General features: G+C 45.7%; 12 protein-coding genes and 1 pseudogene. 8 read left to right on the forward strand and 5 right to left on the reverse strand.

Annotated features, from left to right (window positions below; translation table 11 throughout):
- Positions 1-57 precede the first annotated feature (57 nt).
- Positions 58-1113: a glycosyltransferase family 9 protein gene (locus tag ITG12_RS26795; protein WP_248874582.1), complete on the forward strand. Its 1056-nt coding sequence runs from the start codon at positions 58-60 to the stop codon at positions 1111-1113.
- Between the two features lie 74 nt (positions 1114-1187).
- Here the strand turns inward: ITG12_RS26795 and lldD are convergent, their stop codons facing one another.
- Positions 1188-2327, reverse strand: coding sequence for an FMN-dependent L-lactate dehydrogenase LldD (gene lldD / locus ITG12_RS26800; RefSeq protein WP_005439035.1), 1140 nt, complete (start codon positions 2325-2327; stop codon positions 1188-1190).
- 290 nt (positions 2328-2617) lie between these two features.
- Positions 2618-4309 carry an L-lactate permease gene (locus ITG12_RS26805; RefSeq protein ID WP_042604831.1) on the reverse strand — a complete coding sequence of 564 codons (1692 nt, stop codon included), beginning with the start codon at positions 4307-4309 and terminating at the stop codon, positions 2618-2620.
- Positions 4310-4465: 156 nt separating this feature from the next.
- On the opposite strand from ITG12_RS26805, the gene ITG12_RS26810 reads away from it, so the two are divergent.
- On the forward strand, positions 4466-5365 hold the full coding sequence (locus ITG12_RS26810) for a LysR family transcriptional regulator (RefSeq protein ID WP_042601209.1): 900 nt from the start codon (positions 4466-4468) through the stop codon (positions 5363-5365).
- Positions 5366-5502: 137 nt separating this feature from the next.
- Entirely contained in the window at positions 5503-7542 is a 2040-nt protein-coding gene (locus tag ITG12_RS26815) for a prolyl oligopeptidase family serine peptidase (protein ID WP_248874584.1), read from the forward strand.
- Between the two features lie 220 nt (positions 7543-7762).
- Here ITG12_RS26815 and ITG12_RS26820 read toward each other — a convergent pair whose 3' ends face one another.
- Entirely contained in the window at positions 7763-9394 is a 1632-nt protein-coding gene (locus ITG12_RS26820) for an ABC transporter ATP-binding protein (protein ID WP_248874586.1), read from the reverse strand.
- A gap of 80 nt (positions 9395-9474) precedes the next feature.
- A complete protein-coding gene (locus tag ITG12_RS26825; protein ID WP_248874588.1) occupies positions 9475-9972 on the reverse strand; it encodes a hypothetical protein in 498 nt (165 codons plus the stop codon).
- A 197-nt stretch (positions 9973-10169) separates the two neighbouring features.
- On the opposite strand from ITG12_RS26825, the gene ITG12_RS26830 reads away from it, so the two are divergent.
- The 3 genes from ITG12_RS26830 to ITG12_RS26840 all read left to right on the forward strand — a co-directional run bounded on the left by ITG12_RS26830 (position 10170) and on the right by ITG12_RS26840 (position 15773).
- Positions 10170-12530 (forward strand): ATP-binding protein, encoded by a 2361-nt coding sequence (locus ITG12_RS26830; protein ID WP_038876357.1) that lies wholly within the window; start codon positions 10170-10172, stop codon positions 12528-12530.
- A gap of 226 nt (positions 12531-12756) precedes the next feature.
- Positions 12757-14385 carry a methyl-accepting chemotaxis protein gene (locus tag ITG12_RS26835; RefSeq protein ID WP_038876354.1) on the forward strand — a complete coding sequence of 543 codons (1629 nt, stop codon included), beginning with the start codon at positions 12757-12759 and terminating at the stop codon, positions 14383-14385.
- Between the two features lie 407 nt (positions 14386-14792).
- Complete coding sequence (locus ITG12_RS26840) at positions 14793-15773, forward strand: porin (RefSeq protein WP_038876351.1); 981 nt, start codon at positions 14793-14795, stop codon at positions 15771-15773.
- 111 nt (positions 15774-15884) lie between these two features.
- On the opposite strand, the gene ITG12_RS26845 is transcribed toward ITG12_RS26840, so the two are convergent.
- The gene (locus tag ITG12_RS26845) at positions 15885-16622 is read right to left on the reverse strand and encodes a flagellar brake protein (protein WP_227741120.1); all 738 of its coding nucleotides are present in this window, start codon (positions 16620-16622) and stop codon (positions 15885-15887) included.
- A gap of 150 nt (positions 16623-16772) precedes the next feature.
- On the opposite strand from ITG12_RS26845, the gene ITG12_RS26850 reads away from it, so the two are divergent.
- Both ITG12_RS26850 and ITG12_RS26855 read left to right on the forward strand, forming a co-directional pair.
- Positions 16773-17048: a GNAT family N-acetyltransferase gene (locus ITG12_RS26850; protein ID WP_063344707.1), complete on the forward strand. Its 276-nt coding sequence runs from the start codon at positions 16773-16775 to the stop codon at positions 17046-17048.
- Positions 17048-18021 (forward strand): annotated as a pseudogene (locus ITG12_RS26855) (phosphotransferase). The gene ITG12_RS26850 and the pseudogene ITG12_RS26855 overlap by 1 nt, the downstream one beginning before the upstream one ends.
- Positions 18022-18049 lie beyond the last annotated feature (28 nt).

Genomic DNA, 18049 nt, shown 5'->3' on the forward strand with positions numbered 1-18049 from the left:
TTATTCACATCTCTACTGATAAAACTAACAGTCATGATGTCCCTTTGAATGAAAGGAATGGCTGTGAAGACTTTTCTCCGTAATTTCGATAAACAACGTCGTCGTTTGACGCACCAACTTGAGCCTAAACTTGCAGGTTGGTTGAATGACGACTCTCTCACTGTTCACGAACCAATGCCGCACGATCAGGTGAAACGTATTTTGATCGTGAGAAACAATAGTCGTATCGGAAATATGTACTTCCTGCTTCCGTTTGTTCATCAGGTTCTGCGCTTATACCCAAATGCGACAGTTGATCTATTGTTGAATTCGCCTTGGCAAGGTGAAGTCTTCAAGAATCTTGGCATCAATCAGATTCATTACTCCAACTTGTCATTCAAATCGCCAGATAAAGCACTTGCGACCATCCGTCTGTTAAAGCAACAGAAATATGACTTGTTGTTCGCACCGACGGCGGGCGCGTGTGACACTTTTCTTTCCGCTGTTATTCCCGCGAAGAACAAGATCGCTTTTAAGAAAGTGAAAACAGAGCAAGTATTTACTCACTCCTCGGTCGCCGATTCGCCTTTTCGTCACGGTGCCTACAAGCCACTTTCTATCCTTGAAGCGATGGGACATGAGCTTGATAGCACCTTGGATCATCATATTGTGTTTGATTCAAAAGAGCTTTCCTCTGGTATTCAGCAAGCACGTAAATTATGCGAAGAAGGCAAGCCAACATTTGCTTTCTTCCGTGGTGCGCGAGGCAAGAAAAAGCTCAGTGATCATGCTTGGTTAAACATTCTGGCTGAATTTGAACGTAAGCAAGGACAGAGTGTGAATTGGGTGGAAGTGTTAAGCCCGGATATTCAGCAACCGCTATTAAAAGGCTCCCGAACCTTGGCGTGCAAAGATCTGCGTCAATTGGGTGCAACGTTGCGTTATCTTGATGGCTTTCTATGCTGTGATACGGGGCCGCTGCATTTAGCGGATGCCGCAGGTGCGACTTGCTTTGGTTTTTATACAGAGACGTGCCCACAGCGATTCGGATTGATGGGAGAGAAATGCCATGCGATTCGATTGTTTCTTTCGGAGGAACAAGCCGAGTTTGAGCCTGTGCTAAGAATGGCGTAACGCCGGATGAAATGAAAAAGTGACAGCACAATAGGCTGTCACTTTTTATATGAACATGGTTTAGAGCGATTTGCCTAAGGAATCTTCACCAAAGAATCACGCGATAAGTCAGAGATGGTTTTCGCTCCTGTAAGCGTCATTGCTACGCGCATTTCTTTGTCGTAAAGGTCAAGCAAGTTCTCTACGCCAGCACCGCCTTGGGCTGCGAGTGCGTATACAAAAGAGCGACCCAGAAGCGTACAGTCTGCACCAAGTGCCAGCATGCGCACGACATCCAAACCAGTACGAATACCTGAATCGACGAAAATCTTTAGGTCACCTTTTACGGCATCTGCAATGCTTGGCAGCGCTTTTGCTGTTGAAAGTACGCCATCAAGCTGGCGACCACCGTGGTTAGATACCACGATACCATCGGCACCGAAACGAACCGCGTCTTTTGCATCTTCTTCGTCTAGGATGCCTTTGATGACCATTGGGCCATCCCAAAAGTCTCGAATCCACTCTAGATCTTTCCAAGAGATAGAAGGGTCGAAGTTTGCGCCCAGCCAGCCAATGTAGTCTTCCAATTTAGTTGGTTCGCCACGGTAAGTAGAGATATTACCTAAATCGTGAGGTTTACCTAATACGCCGACATCCAATGCCCAGCTAGGGTGACGCATGGCTTGGAATACTCGGCGCATTGCGGCATTAGGGCCACTCATACCAGAGTGCATGTCACGGTAACGAGCACCCGGAACTGGCATATCTACTGTGAAAACCAGCGTTGTTACACCGGCGGCTTTCGCGCGCTCAAGTACGTTCTTCATAAAGCCACGGTCTTTTAGAACATACAGCTGGAACCACATTGGGCGTTCAATCGCAGGTGCCACTTCTTCAATTGGACAAACAGATACGGTCGACATGGTGAAAGGAATGCCTTTCTTTTCTGCCGCTTTTGCTGCTTGAACCTCACCACGTCGCGCGTACATACCGGTCAGGCCAACAGGCGCAAGAGCGATTGGCATTGCCAGCTTTTCACCGAAGATTTCTGTTTCTAGGCTTAGATCGCTCATATCACGCAGAACACGCTGACGCAGTGCTACGTCACCTAAGTCATCGGTGTTGCGCTTTAACGTGCGCTCGTCGTATGAACCGCCATCAATGTAATGGAAAAGGAATGGAGGCAGCTTGGCTTTCGCAGCAGCGCGGTAATCTGTAGAAGCAGAGATAATCATATTCGTGTGTCCTGGCTGTTATTCTAAGATTGCGTCCTGAGTCAATGAGCACCTGCTCTGTCAGTGTTTCACTGACTGCCATCCTTTCGGCAGTCGACATCAGAATAGAGTATAGATAAGTGATTGAGCTGTGAGACATTCCATACACGGAACAATCAATTATCTGTACTGAAAAAGACTGGCACATCGGTCGGGGGATTGATGCGGCAAGCCACACCAAAAGTGTCGGGGTAGTAGTGCTGACCGCTGTGCCAGAGAAAGTGCAGGGCGGGGGAGACCCTGCGTAAGTGTTACTTCATTAAGGCGTCTGTAAGTTGGAATCCGTAAATCAGAATCAGACCTATGATGCCGGTGACCACCAAGTAGTAGAACGTTGGGATAACCGTCTTGCGTAGCGTTGCACCTTCTCGTCCTAGCAGGCCAACCGTTGCAGAGGCTGCCACAACGTTGTGGATGGCAATCATGTTACCCGCAGCAGCGCCAACCGCTTGAAGAGCAACCACAATGGCACTTGAGATAGTCAATGTCTGCGCTACTTCGAACTGGAACTGGCTGAACATCATGTTCGACACGGTATTAGAGCCGGCGATGAATGCACCAAGGGCACCAACAGTAGCACTCAACGCCGGGAATGCTGAGCCAACGAGGTCTGCTGCAAAGTTCGCCGTCGTTACAGGCATACTTGCTAGCTCGGCGCCGTTGACTCCTGAGTTAATAAAAATACGAACCATAGGGATGGTGAACACAAGAACGAAACCTGCGCCGATTAACGTCTTACTTGATTCGCCAAATGCTTTGCCCAATGACTTAGCGCCGCCACCTTGAAGAAGTACTGCAAGTAATGCTACGAAGACTAAGATGCCACCCGGAAGGTAAAGAGGTTGAATTGCCGTGCTGATACCCGTTTCGCCAAGAATATTACCAAACGATAGGCTTACACTTTTAAGCAGACCTTTGAATTCAGGGCTTACGCGGCTTGCTACTAGGATAACTGCTAGCATCACGTAAGGTGCCCAAGCCTTGGTTAGGCTCATTGGTTTACCTGGGTTGTCATCAAGATTGATCTTTAGAGAACCTAGCCATTCTGCTGGCCACTTATCTTCGCTTTCGAAGTCCCATTTGGTTTTTGGAACGAGGAAACCTTTCTTCGCTGCAGTAACTACAATAGCCAGACCAACTAGACCACCGATTAATGACGGAAACTCAGCACCTAGGAATACGCCTGTTAGTGCGTAAGGCACGGTAAAGGCAACACCTGCGAACAGCGCGAAAGGTAGGATGTCTAGACCTTCGCTCCAGCTCTTATTCTTACCGAAGAAGCGCGTCAGCATCATCGCCATTAGCACTGGAATCATAGTGCCAACCGTTGCGTGAATCATTGCCACACTTGCTGTGATTTGCTGTAGGTACGCGTCCCATGTTGAGCCATGAGCAACCAGTGCTTCACCTATATTGTGCGTATCTAAGCCTTTGTTCACGCCGACAATGATTGGTGTGCCAACCGCACCGAAGGATACTGGCGTAGATTGGATCATCATGCCCATCAGTACTGCTGCAAGAGCGGGGAAGCCAATGGCTACCAATAGAGGAGCGGCGATAGCAGCAGGTGTACCGAAGCCTGATGCGCCTTCAATAAAGGAGCCAAAACACCAAGCAATAATGATGGCTTGTACGCGACGATCGGCTGAAATATCGGTGAATCCGTTACGGATAGTGGTGATCGCGCCGGTGTGCTTTAAAGTGTTGAGCAAGAAGATGGCACCAAACACGATCCATAGAACAGAGACAGTAATACCTAATCCTTGGAAGACAGACGCCAGTACGCGAGTTGCTGACATATCCCAAAACATTAGGGCGATAGCGACGGTTATTCCGAACGCAACGGGCATGGCTTTTTTCGCAGGCCAGTTGAGACCAACCAATAATATGGCGGCGACAACAATTGGCGAAAACGCCACAAGGGCAAGTAGGGTTTCACTCATTGGTACATCCTCGTACGCTGACTTCTCGAACGGCTTTATGCTGTAGAGATGATTTTTGTTGTAATGGTTTTGTTAATTTGGCGTGAATTTACCCCTTTATTTTTTATAGATATAGGGAAATAATGAAATTAATTTATTCCAAAAGTGACATAATCGATGCGTGCAGATGACCTAATCCTGTTCTCTCAGGTAGTAGAAATGGGCAGCTTTAGTAAGGTGGCGGAAGAAAATAACCTTACAAATTCGGTAGTTAGTAAGAGGATTGCTCGGCTAGAAGAAGAAATCGGCGCTCAGCTATTATATCGAACAACGCGTAAATTGACCCTGACCGAAGCGGGAAAGGTTTTGTTACACAGTGCTAAAAATGTGAAGCAAGCCACTCAAGAGGCTATGGATGCAGTTTCAGGCTTTGGTGAGAATGTTAGTGGCCATATCAAAATGTCGGTACCGACTATCTCGGGTGATTTGATTTTAGCGGACGCGGTCGCTGAGTTTTGCAATATGCACCCAGGCTTAACGGTCGACATGTCATTGGATAATCGTTTTGTGGATTTGGTGGAGTGTGGATATGACTTAGTGATTCGCACTGGTTATCTCGAAGATTCTAGCCTGATTGCGCGACATATTTTGGACTCACAATGGGTGGTTTGTGCCTCGCCTTCTTACATCGCGAAGAATGGCAAACCGATTGAGCCTATCGACCTAACCGCACACAACTGTTTGCAATACGCCTATCAAACTACCGGTGCTACCGATTGGCAGTTCAAAGGTAAACAAGGGGACTACATCGTCAAAGTGTCGGGTAGCTTTTCTACGGATAACGCTACTGCACTAAGAAAAGCAGCCCTAGGTGGGCATGGTATCGCCTACGTACCACGTTGCTTGGTTTATCACGACATTCGCAGTGGTGAGCTGGTGGATATTTTCCCTGAATTAGTCGGTAAAAAGCTGGGTATCTACGCAGTTTATCCATTTACTCGTCAACCTCCGAACAAAGTAAAACTCTTGATTGAGCACATTCGAGAGCGATACCTCACTATTTCGCATTACTTTTAATTAGTTCATAAATACAAGAAATGTTTCAATCTATTGGTTGAAATTCTATACCTGAGCCCTAAGGTAGGTATTGAGAATAAATCTCAACAAAATAATAAAACAAAACACTTAACTTCAAACGGAGTAACACGGACGTTATGCATTACCCAAAAACTCGTAAAGATTCCGTCGTCGACACTTATTTTGGTCACGACATCGCAGATCCATATCGCTGGCTAGAGGACGATCTCAGCCAAGAAACGGCGGAGTGGGTTTCAGGACAAAACTCAGTGGCCTTTGATTACTTAGGTCAGATTCCTTTCCGCCAACAAATTCGCGACTTAGTGGCGAGCAGCCAAAACTACGAAAAGTACTCTCAACCTTTTGTTCATGGTGAATACACTTACTTCTACAAAAACGATGGCTTGCAGAACCAGAGCGTTTTATACCGTCGCAAAGGGGATGAAGAAGCGGAAATCTTCTTAGACCCGAATACCTTTTCAGAAGAAGGAACAACATCACTTGGTGAAGTGAAGTTCTCTAAAGACGATTCTCTTGTCGCGTATTCCATTTCTGAGGGCGGCAGCGACTGGCGTAAGATCTTCGTCATTAATGTAGAAACCAAAGAGCAGCTTGAGCCTGAAATTGTCGACGCTAAGTTCACCACAATTTCTTGGCTTGGTAGCAAGGGCTTTTACTACGCGAGTTATGACAAACCTAAGGGCAGTGAGCTTTCGGCGCGCACTGAGCAGCACAAGCTTTACTACCATGAATTAGACACACCACAATCTCAAGACAAAGTTGTCTTTGGTGCGTTGGACGCGCAGAAGCACCGTTATGTAGGGGGAGTGACAACCAAAGATGACCGCTTCCTTATTATTACAGGCGCAGAGTCGACATCGGGTAACAGACTGTTTTATGTCGATCTAGCTTCAGAAGAGCAAGACGTAATCACGCTTCGAGATACAACCGATGGTGATACACATCTGATTGATAACCAAGATGACACCTTAATCTTCTATACCAACCTAGATGCGCCTAACGGCAAAGTGGTTGGCTACAACACTCAAACCCAGCAATGGACAGAGATCATTGCCGAGCAGGAACAACCACTGGATATAAGCAAAGGTGGTGGCTACTTGTTTGCGACTTACATGGTTGATGTTCTCTCTAAGGTTCAGCAGTTTACTTACCAAGGCGAGTTAGTGCGTGAGGTTACTCTGCCTGATCAAGGCACCGTATATGGCTTACAGGGCAAAGCAGAAGATAAGACGCTTTACTACACCTTTACTAACTACGTGACCCCTCCAACCATCTTCTCTTTTGATGTAGAAAGTGGTGAGTCTGCACTCTACCAAGAATCGAAAGCCCCGTTCGACCGTAAAGAATACGAGTCTCAACAAGTGTTCTATACCTCAAAAGACGGGACGAAAGTGCCGATGATCATCTCGTATAAGAAAGGCACCAAACTCGATGGTACAGCACCAACCATGCTTTATGGCTATGGTGGCTTTAACATCAGTTTGACGCCGATGTTCTCGGGAAATGTCGCGAACTGGTTAGAGCTTGGTGGTATTTACGCGGTGGCAAACATGCGTGGCGGCGGCGAATATGGCAAAGCTTGGCACAATGCAGGTACTCAGCAACAAAAGCAAAACGTGTTTGATGACTTTATTGCTGCGGCGGAATACTTGATTGAGCACGACTATACGAGCTCAGAACGCCTTGCTATTCGCGGTGGTTCGAATGGCGGCTTGTTGGTTGGTGCGTGTATGACTCAGCGTCCAGAGCTGTTTAAAGTGGCGATTCCTGCAGTTGGCGTATTAGACATGCTTCGCTACCACACCTTTACCTCTGGTGAGGGCTGGAAGTACGACTACGGCACGTCAGAGCAAACCGAGGCGATGTTCCAATATCTACTTGGTTATTCACCAGTGCATAACGTGAAAGAGGGTGTCTCGTACCCGGCTACACTTGTTACGACCGCAGACCACGACGACCGTGTTGTCCCTGCGCACTCATATAAGTTCATTGCAGAGCTGCAAGAGAAGCATCAAGGAGACAATCCGGTGCTGATTCGTATCGATGTGAATGCTGGCCATGGCGCGGGGATGCCGCTGAGCAAACAAATCGACCTGACTACCGACGTTTACGCGTTTGCATTACATAACATGGGTATCGAAACGCTCGATGTTTAGTTCAACTCACTGACTCAACATAATAAAAAATGCCGCGACATCCATCGCGGCATTTTTCATGGTTGGGGGAACTCAATGTGTTAGCTAGGGTGACTAAGCCTAACTTTGAACCAACCAGTCTCGGCGGCCAAACCGAATGGCAGCTATACCATTTTCGTAGTTATGGCGAAAAATTCGCCATACTTTAATCCTAGTTTATGAATATGAAATTGTGATGAATCTAGGCTGCATCATCTTGATTTTCATTGTTTTCAAGATCAAATGAGGCATCAATCAGTTTTCTTGTGTAATCACTTTGCGGGTTGTGGAAAATTTCTTCTGCGGTTCCTTGCTCCATGACTTCACCCTTTTGCATCACCAGAACACGGTCCGACAGCGCTTTGACTACAGAGAGATCGTGGCTAATAAACAAGAAGCCGATGTTGTGTTTCTTCTGCAGATCTTTCAGAAGATCAATGACGGTCAACTGAACAGAGCGGTCGAGAGCAGAGGTTGGCTCATCAAGCAAAATGAAAGAAGGCTCAAGAATTAACGCACGTGCAATCGCGATACGTTGACGCTGACCACCAGAAAACTCATGCGGGTAGCGGTTAATAGATGTTGGATCTAAGCGTACCTCTCGCAGAACATCACGTGCTTTTTGCATTCGTTCTGCTTTGCCGATTTGAGGTTGATGCACTGTGAGACCTTCAGTGATGATATCACCGACCGTCATGCGAGGAGAAAGCGAACCGTAAGGGTCTTGGAACACCATCTGTACATCTTTCTTTAACTGAAAACGCTGTTTGGTAGAGAGTAGGGAAAGGTCTTGTCCTTTGAATTGAATCTTGCCACTTGATGGCAGCAAACCAATCAAAGCCCGTCCTAGTGTCGATTTACCGGAACCTGATTCACCAACAATACCAAGCGTTTCGCCTTGCTTTAACTCTAGTGAAATGCCTTTAACTGCCTCAAAATACTCGTTCTTGCTGGCGATGAAGTGCGGCTTAACAAGAAACTTAACGCGGATATCATCGGCTTTAAGAAGTTCAGCGGCGTTTTCTTCAATCGGGTCTTTGCTGCCTTTAGGAATCGAGTTAATCAGCATCTTGGTGTAATCATGCTGCGGTTCGGAGAAGAGTGCTTCTGTGATGCCTTCTTCGACGACTTCACCTTTACACATCACCAATACTCGGTCAGCAAAGTGTTTCACTACACCTAAGTCGTGAGTGATGAACAAAATTGCCATGCCCATCTTGGCTTGGATCTCTTTGATCAGATAAAGCACTTCTGCCTGAACGGTAACGTCTAGCGCCGTGGTTGGCTCATCGGCAATCAGAATGTCTGGCTCGTTGATTAGAGCCATGGCAATCATGATGCGTTGCAACTGACCACCGGAGAATTCGTGCGGATACTTAGTGTAAGCTTGTTGAGGATTTGGTAAATGCACCAAGTCAAACAACTCAAGCACCTTGTCTTTCGCTTGTTTCTTACTCACTGGACGATGACACATAATGGCTTCCGCCACTTGAATACCGACACGCATGTATGGGTTTAGAGACGTCATTGGCTCTTGGAAAATCATACCAATGCGATCGCCACGGATGCTTTGCATTTGGCGTTCGGTTTTCTCTAGGATTGATTCGCCTTCAAAGACGATAGAAGCGTTATTATGCAAAATGGCATTATCTGGCAGCAACCTCATCAACGCATTGGTTGAGACAGATTTGCCTGAGCCTGATTCACCAACGATAGACAGTGTTTCTCCTGCTTGTAAGTCGAAGCTCACATTCTTTACTGCATCGACGATACCATCGTTTGTCGTAAAGCTGACAGACAGGTTTTTCACCGAAAGAATGGTTTGTGCGGACATCACGTTTCCTTGTGTATCGAGTTGTTATGTATTGCCTTACTTGCTGTTCACACAGTGCGGCTTTAATTATGCGGTACGGTTTAGTTATATAGCTGAGACGCTCCCGCTTCTGCAGAACTCATCGCTTGTAGATACAAGAACTGCTCATGAGCTCGTGTGACATGGTCTAATTCAATCATCCATTGCGCATTGCGCTGTGCAGAGCAAAATGCGGCCATGTGTGCTAACAAGTCTTCACTTTGTTTACTAAGCAATTGGCTTACACGGCAAATTAGATCATGGCTTTCGAGCTGTAAGAACTGAAATAGAGCATAGGATTGATTGAGTGCAGCGAACGCTTCTTGATGCAAGCCCAGTTTGTTTAGAATCTCTGATTGCGCGACGCTTGCATCACGCAAACCACTTATCAAACAAACGAACTGACACGGTTTGGTTTGTTCATTGTCTAGTGCGGATTGAATATGGTTAGGTAGATGATTGAGCACGTCTTCATATAGACGGTGAGCTTCAGGCCAATGTCCTTGCTCCATCAATTGCTCTGCTTTCAAATAGCGCATCCAGCATTGCTCAATATTCATGTTCATCTCCGCAAAATTCGATTTGAAGAGATATTAAATGAAAATTATTATCAATTGCAAGTGCGACTTGTTTTCATTTTGTTGCTGAGTGACTGCTCGTAAAATGTCCAAACGAACTGGTGTGGAAGATAAATCACTTAATTTTAAACAAATAATCTCTACACTGAGGTAACGACAATAAGAAAAAGGAGGCGAGTATGGCAGTACAAAGATTGGAACCTAAACAGCTATATTCTGTAGCGGATCTAGAGAATATGCCATGTAAGTCGACCAAGGAATTGCCTCCGATTGATGAAATCGTTGGACAAGAGCGCGCTCAAAAGGCGGTCGAGTTCGCGATGTCAATCAAGGAGAAAGGGTACAACATCTACGCTATTGGTCAGAATGGTCTGGGCAAGCGAACCATGATTCTGCGCTATTTAAATCGTCATCAACATGATGAAGCGGCACTGTTTGATTGGTGCTACGTGGCGAACTTTGAAGACACACGTGTTCCCAAAGTCCTCAAGTTACCTTGCGGTATCGGTAACAAACTGAAAGCTGATATTGAAAAGTTGATGGGGAAGTTGCTGAATGCACTGCCTTTAGCATTCGATAACGAGATGTACTACAGCCGTGCCGATCGCCTAAAAAACCAATTGGCGAACAAGCAACAGCTTGAATTGGACAGCATCAGTAAAGAAGCAAAAGAAAAAGGCATTAGCTTAACGATAACGACTCAAGGTGATTACCAGTTCGTCGCGATGGATGGCGAAGAGTTGCATACCGAAGAGACGTTTGATGCCCTGAGTAAGAAAGAGCAAGAATACTTCTCCAGTAGCATTGATGAACTAGAGGTCAGTCTACGTAACATGATTCGTGAGCTGACCGAGTGGGAAGAGTCGTTCAGTGAAAAGATCAAAAAGCTCAATGATGATGTCACGCTGGATGTAATTACCCACTTCATCAAACAGTTGAAAGTGGATTATGCGGAGTACTCTGAGATCAAAACGTATCTCACTGATCTGCAAAAAGACATCGTTGAAAATGCTGATATTTTCTTGGAGCAGAGTGGAGAGCAAGGTGAGATTGCCACAGCTTCTTTAGATAAGAAGTTACCACGTCGTTACAAAGTGAATGTGTTGGTCAATCGCAGCAAGTGTGAATTTCCAATTGTGGTGGAAGAAAACCCGAACTATCACTCTCTGTTTGGCTCGATTGAAACCGCAACTTTCAAAGGCACAGTATTTACTGATTTCTCGTTAATTCGAGCGGGCAGTCTACATAAAGCCAACGGTGGCGTTCTTTTGATGGATGCACAAAAAGTACTAGAGCAGCCTTACGTCTGGGATGGTCTCAAACGAGCGTTGCGTTCGCGTCAGTTAAGTTTTACCTCGTTAGAGAAAGAGGTAACGCTAACTGGTGCGGTGTCTCTCGATCCAGAACCGATCCCTCTTGATATAAAGATAATCCTGTTTGGTGATTACCGCACTTACCAGTTGCTCCAGCATTATGATCCGGAGTTTGGTGAGTTGTTTAGAGTAACAGCAGACTTTGAAGATGAGATGAAGCGTACACCTGACTCAGAGCTGCAGTACGCGCGTTTTATCTCAAGTGTCGTGAATGACAACAACATGTTGCATTGCGATAAGAAAGCCATTGCACGCATTATCGAATACAGTTCTCGTTTATCAGGTGACCAAACGAAACTGTCACTGCACTCTGCGAATATTGCCAACTTGCTGCGTGAATCTAACTACGTGGCTCGCCAAGCGAACTCGAACATGATTCGCATCGGACACGTGGAAGAGGCTTTGAGCAATCAAGAAATGCGAGTCAGCCGTTTGCAAGATAGCGTGATGGAAACCTTCGTTAATGGCACGACCTTGATTCGCACCGAAGGCATGGCTGTGGGCCAAGTGAATGCGCTCTCTGTATTAAGTACCAGTGACCACATGTTTGGTGCGCCAAACCGAATTACGGCAACGACGTGTTTCGGTGACGGTGATGTGATTGATATCGAGCGCAGTGTTGATTTGGGTGGCAGCATCCACTCTAAAGGCGTGATGATTCTGTCGGCTTACTTATCTTCTGTATTTGGCAAAACCGCTCGTGTTCCACTAACGACCACCATCACCTTCGAACAATCGTATGGTGGTGTGGACGGAGACAGTGCGAGTATGGCTGAGTTCTGTGCTGTCGTTTCTGCGTTCTCGAAACAACCAAACCGTCAGGATATTGCGATTACCGGTTCAATGAACCAGTTTGGTGAGTCACAACCTATCGGTGGTGTGAACGAGAAGATCGAAGGCTTCTACGATGTTTGTGTTATCAAAGGCCGTCACGAGGGGCAAGGGGTGATTATTCCGCGTTCAAATGTGCACAACCTTATGCTTCGTCCAGATATAGTGAAAGCAGTAGAGAAGGGGGACTTCCATATTTGGGCTATCGACCACGTAACGGAAGCAATAGAGCTATTCACAGGCAAAGCGGCTGGTGAAGCAACCGACGAAGGTACATACCCAATCGACACCATCTTCGGGTTGGCACAAGCTAAGTTGAATGCGCTTAGAAAATAAGCACTCATTGGCGTAAAAGCTGATAAAAAAGTGTACAAGTTTTCATAATTTGTCATAACGACAATATCCCGTCGCAGTTGACGGGATATTGTCACTAACGTTATGAAATTGATGACTTTTCGCTCTGGACAAAAATGTGATCTACCTCTAGTATTTGCCCCCTTGTCTATTCGTCTGGGAATAATCCCATCGCAAGGAAGCCACACGCAAATACCTGAGGTCACTCATGCAGCTATCCCTGAAAAATTTGTCGGTTCGAACGCAAATTTTGGTTCCAGTTCTATTCACCGCGATCACTTTGTTTATTGCATTGTGGATCACGCAAAACAATCTAGAAGCAGAGCAAGAATTGGTTGCTTCTAACTCCGAATCGCTCGTGTTCTATAAAGACACACTGGCTCAAATTGACGACCAAGTTTACCCACTACGTATTAGCGCGGTTTACGCGATTTATGATGCGTCTCGTCGTGATGCCTTCCTTGCTGATCTTAAAGCAGGCGCGAAAGCCATTGATATGGATATCGACAAGATTGATGCGCGTGGCACTTTTGCATCAGAAGCGGAAAAAGTACGCCAAAGCATCGATACATACATCGACTATTCAACTCGTGCGGTTGAGTTCTTCAATCGTCATGATCGTGGCTTGGTCTCTGATGGTGAATACACAAACTTTATTTCTGGTTACCGTCGTGTCGGTAATGAAATGGTTGCAACGATCAATGCGCTGTCTCAACGCGTAAACCAAATTGCAACACAAGCGACAGAAGCAAGTGCTCGTGAACACGTTCGCGTACAAAACAACGCAATGATGTCAGTGATTGCTGTTTTTGCCTTCTCCTTGCTAGGCGCGTGGTTCTTGTCAGGCATGATTGTTACGCCAATCCAAAAACTACAAGAAGTGATGCGTAAACTCGCGGGTGGTGATCTGTCAGTACGTGCAGACATTGATGGTGACAACGAGATCGCTCAGCTAAGCAAAGACGTTAACCAAACAGCGAAACAGCTTCATGATACGGTTGATCAATTGATGCGTATTAGCGAAGAAGTCGCGTCTGCTTCAACTGAACTTGCGGCGGTAATGACGCAAGCTGAAGCCAATGCGCAGCAAGAACTGGCGGAAATCGAACAAGTTGCATCCGCTGTTAATGAGCTTGCAAGCACGGCAAATAACGTTAGCGATAATGCTACATCAGCAGATGCGACAGCTCGTGAAGCGGATGGTCTAGCGCAATCTGGCCTAACGATCTTCCAAGAGAGTGCACAAGCAAGCGAGCAAATGTCTCAAGCACTTAACGATGCGGCGCAAGTGGTTCTTCGTCTGAAAGAGCAATCGGTTCAAATCAACGATGTTATTGAAGTGATTCGTGGCGTATCTGAGCAAACTAACCTTCTAGCACTGAATGCGGCGATTGAAGCAGCACGTGCTGGTGAATCTGGTCGTGGTTTTGCTGTTGTAGCAGACGAAGTTCGTATGCTGGCAGCGCGCACTCAAGATTCAACGCAAGAAATCTCTTCTATCATTGAAGAGCTTCAAGCACAGTCTGGCCTTGCAAATGACAGTATGCAGGTGAGCTTAGAAATGCTGAACCGCAACAATGAACTAACGCAGCAAGCGAATGATGCGTTGATTGGTATTACAGAATCTGTTGCCAACATCAACGATTCAAATACGCAAGTGGCAACAGCGGCAGAAGAACAGTCTCAGGTGACTCAAGACATCAACCGCAACGTGGTAAACATGTCTGAGCTTGTGAACCAAAACGTAGCAGGCATCAGCCAAAGCGCGAGCGCAAGTACAGAGCTTTCTCACCTCGCTGAAAAGCAAAAAGAACAGTTGAGCTTCTTCAAGCTTTAATAAAAAGCGGTAAGTGATAAACATCGACTGATCGAAAAGAATCCCTGAGCGTTGGCTTGGGGATTTTTTTTACCTTTAATTCAATATTGATAAAATCAACATCATATAAATCAGATGTTTACATGAAATTGTGTGTGACTGATGTCACATTTATAAATCTTTTGAGTGTATTTTTTGCGTCAAAATTTTTTTGACACACACACATTTTCCTATCTATCCGCTAACTTGATGGTTTTGCTGTATTCATATTGCCATCTCGCATGGTGTTTTCTTCTATATATCCTGTCTATTCAACTTGTTGCGCTATAAATCGAGGCTGCTACTATGCCGTCCGTTTTCTCGTTGGTACAGAAATGTCCTGTTTTCTGGTGAGGAAACAACTAAAAACAAAGATATGGAAAATTAAAATGAAATTGAAAACATTAGCTGTAGCAGTGGCACTGTTAGCATCTGGATCTCAAGTTGTCGCTTCAGAACTATACAACCAAGACGGTACTTCACTAAACATGGGCGGCCGTGCTGAAGCGCGTCTTTCTATGATGGATGGCAAAGCAGAAGATGCTTCTCGTATCCGTCTTAACTTCCTAGGCAAACAGGAAATCAACGACAGCCTGTACGGTGTTGGTTTTTGGGAAGGTGAATTCGAAACTTCTGAAAAAGGCGCTGTCGATGAGAGCAGTGATCTTGAAACTCGCTACGCTTACGCAGGTCTTGGTGGCAAGTACGGTGAAATCACTTACGGTAAAAACGATGGTGCACTAGGTGTAATCACTGATTTTACAGATATCATGGCTTACCACGGCAATACTGCAGCATACAAACTAGCAGTGGCTGATCGTACAGACAACATGGTTTCTTACGCTGGTCAGTTCGAGCAACTAGCATTGCGTGCAAGCTACCGTTTTGCTGACCGTACTGAAGAAGCGAATGGCTTTGGTGATAACGATGAAGATGGCTTCTCTCTATCAGCAATCTACGCATTTGCTGACACTGGTTTCGAAGTTGGTGCTGGCTACGCAGATCAGAACGAAGGTGACGAGTTCATGCTAGCGGCTGCTTACACTGTTGGTAACTTCTACGTTTCTGGTCTTTACACTGGTGGTGATAACCTAGATCAAGATGCTAATGTGGCTCCTGCTTCTGGTGATGTTGACTACAAAGGTTATGAGCTAGCAGTAGCTTACACAATGGGCCAAACAGTGTTCACTTCTACGTACAACAAAGCAGAGCAAGATAACGACGACAGCGTCGATAACCTAGCGGTTGACGTAACTTACTACTTCAAGCCTAACTTCCGTGGCTACGCGTCATACAACTTCGACCTAATGGACAGCAAAGGTACTGAAGAGAAAGACGAGCTAGCACTAGGCCTACGCTACGATTTCTAAGTCGAATATGACTGAAAATATACTGCCTTATTTTTAGTTGTTTAAAACCCCTTGCCAGATGGTAAGGGGTTTTTCCATTGTAACGTTAAAATTCAGAACAGAAGCTTTGCGTCAACCTTTCAGCTTTAGCTTGGTACCATCAAATTTTAGGTGGCTTAATAAGTTCTTAGCGTTTGCTTTGCCAAAGTCATCAAATTCCACGCCGTAACGCGCGTAATGCACCGATTTTTGCAGATTACAAATTTTCCCTTTTAATGGTGCAAGCAGACGTCCATTTCCTGGCATGGTGATATCTAACGTAATCTGATCTCCGACTTGAAGTGTTCGACTCATTGGTGAAGTTACAAAACGGCAACCACTCTTTGATAGGTCGCGTATTTCACACTCAGCTCGGTACTGTTCAAACTGAAGTCGAGAATGTAAATTTACTTCGTAACGCACTTCTTTTCTTAGTTGATACACTTGCATGGTATTTGGCAAACTCAGCACCAGTAACGGGTATGGATCACCCAAGCGGTGCTGTAATTGTGCTCTGAAAGGGATAACCGCACCTTCGCCGCGATGCGAATACGCTTTTACGTTAATCCAAAAACCTTCTTGGAAATAGAACTTCAAATCTTCATCTGAAATGTTTGGAATTTCTATCAGCGCGGTATTATTTGAATGGCAACCCATGAAGGTGCTCGTGGTGATGAACTTCGTTCCAACAGGTGTCGTCACGTTCAATGTGACTTCACTGCCGTGTTCCACCATTGCCATTGCATCGGTGCTATTTAATGTGCTTGCCTGACGTTCTGGGGCGTTTTTGTTCTGTAGAGACGCTCGACTGTCCCTGGCGCTCGCCATCATATTTCTCATTCTTATTGTCGTACCTGATTCGAGAAGGTGTTCCGCGCTATGATAATTAGTAGGAATTGACTAGATTATTGCGTTGATATCATTCTATGCAGTCATATAGATTGATTCAATAAAACAGAGGCTAAAAGTGGGAGGTAGATAATGCAGAAAGTGACACATGACACAACAAACCAGATTTTCTGGGTCGATTTAGACCAAGACCATAAAGCGAAAGTGGCTTATAAACTCGAGAATGGGGAGATGCATATTACTTCGACGCTTATTCCGGAAGAAGCTCGCGGCAAAGGTTATGGAAACGTCATGATGGCGTCGGTTCTACCTGAGATTGAAGCGCTTGGTTACACTATTGTGCCCATTTGCCCATACGTGATTAAATACATGGCAACACACCCAGAATGGTCGCATTTACTCGCTTGATGGAATCAATGAATAACCCACATTATCAAAGCATCGGAGATGAACTGGAACTTGGTTTGCTTCAAGGTGTCGATGTGATCCAGTCTTTATGGGGCGGATACGGAGAGTTGGTCAGACTGACCTTTTCGCAGCGCTCCATTATCGTAAAGCATGTTCAATTACCAAAACCGTCTGAGCATCCGCGAGGCTGGAATACCGACCGCTCCCATAAACGTAAGCTGCATTCTTACCAAGTTGAAGTGAGTTGGTATCAATACTTCAGTCAAACAGTTGATGAGCGTTGCCGCATTCCTCAAGGGCTTAAATGCTTTCAGAATGAAACGGAATGGTTGATCGTGATGGAAGATCTTACTCTGGCGGGGTATCCAAACGTAATGAAAAGTGCAGGAAAAGCCCAACTAAAAGCGTGTTTAGAATGGCTTGCTAACTTTCATGCGCGATACATTGGCGTTCATCATGATGCTTTATGGAAAACGGGAACGTATTGGCACTTAGATACTCGACCTGATGAATTGGCAGTCCTTCAAGATGCTCGGTTGAAAAAGAGGGCAGGGTTAATCGACCAAACTCTAAAACAAGCGCGATTTCAAACCTTGATTCATGGCGATGCGAAGCTAGCAAACTTCTGCTTCAATTCGCAAAACTCGGCGGTTGCCGCGGTCGATTTTCAATACGTCGGTCATGGTTGTGCGATGAAAGATGTCGCGCTATTTATGAGCAGTGCTGTCGATCCTGATAAATGTGCTGAAATGGAACCTTGGGTGCTTGATACCTATTTTTTGCGTTAAATACAGCACTGAAACATTATCAAACCGAGTTAGAACCATCTGAGGTCGAACAAGAGTGGCGACCTTTATTTGCCGTGGCTTGGGCGGATTTCCAACGCTTTGTAAAAGGATGGAGTCCAGATCATTGGAAGATTAACCCTTATACCGAAGCGCTCACCAAACGTGTCCTGGACTCTTTGGGGTAGAAACAGCGAAGAAAACAAAATCGACCCG

This window comes from Vibrio sp. ED002 (genome assembly GCF_023277445.1).
Classification (GTDB): Bacteria; Pseudomonadota; Gammaproteobacteria; order Enterobacterales; family Vibrionaceae; genus Vibrio; species Vibrio jasicida.

Excerpts from the sequence above, each read along its gene's own strand:
- ITG12_RS26840 (WP_038876351.1), top strand. The coding sequence starts at position 14,793 with ATGAAATTGAAAACATTAGCTGTAGCAGTGGCACTGTTAGCATCTGGA.
- ITG12_RS26815 (WP_248874584.1), top strand. The coding sequence starts at position 5,503 with ATGCATTACCCAAAAACTCGTAAAGATTCCGTCGTCGACACTTATTTT.
- ITG12_RS26795 (WP_248874582.1), top strand. The coding sequence starts at position 58 with ATGGCTGTGAAGACTTTTCTCCGTAATTTCGATAAACAACGTCGTCGT.
- ITG12_RS26820 (WP_248874586.1), bottom strand. The coding sequence starts at position 9,394 with ATGTCCGCACAAACCATTCTTTCGGTGAAAAACCTGTCTGTCAGCTTT.
- lldD (WP_005439035.1), bottom strand. The coding sequence starts at position 2,327 with ATGATTATCTCTGCTTCTACAGATTACCGCGCTGCTGCGAAAGCCAAG.
- ITG12_RS26850 (WP_063344707.1), top strand. The coding sequence starts at position 16,773 with ATGCAGAAAGTGACACATGACACAACAAACCAGATTTTCTGGGTCGAT.
- ITG12_RS26810 (WP_042601209.1), top strand. The coding sequence starts at position 4,466 with ATGCGTGCAGATGACCTAATCCTGTTCTCTCAGGTAGTAGAAATGGGC.
- ITG12_RS26845 (WP_227741120.1), bottom strand. The coding sequence starts at position 16,622 with ATGATGGCGAGCGCCAGGGACAGTCGAGCGTCTCTACAGAACAAAAAC.
- ITG12_RS26830 (WP_038876357.1), top strand. The coding sequence starts at position 10,170 with ATGGCAGTACAAAGATTGGAACCTAAACAGCTATATTCTGTAGCGGAT.
- ITG12_RS26825 (WP_248874588.1), bottom strand. The coding sequence starts at position 9,972 with ATGAATATTGAGCAATGCTGGATGCGCTATTTGAAAGCAGAGCAATTG.
- ITG12_RS26805 (WP_042604831.1), bottom strand. The coding sequence starts at position 4,309 with ATGAGTGAAACCCTACTTGCCCTTGTGGCGTTTTCGCCAATTGTTGTC.
- ITG12_RS26835 (WP_038876354.1), top strand. The coding sequence starts at position 12,757 with ATGCAGCTATCCCTGAAAAATTTGTCGGTTCGAACGCAAATTTTGGTT.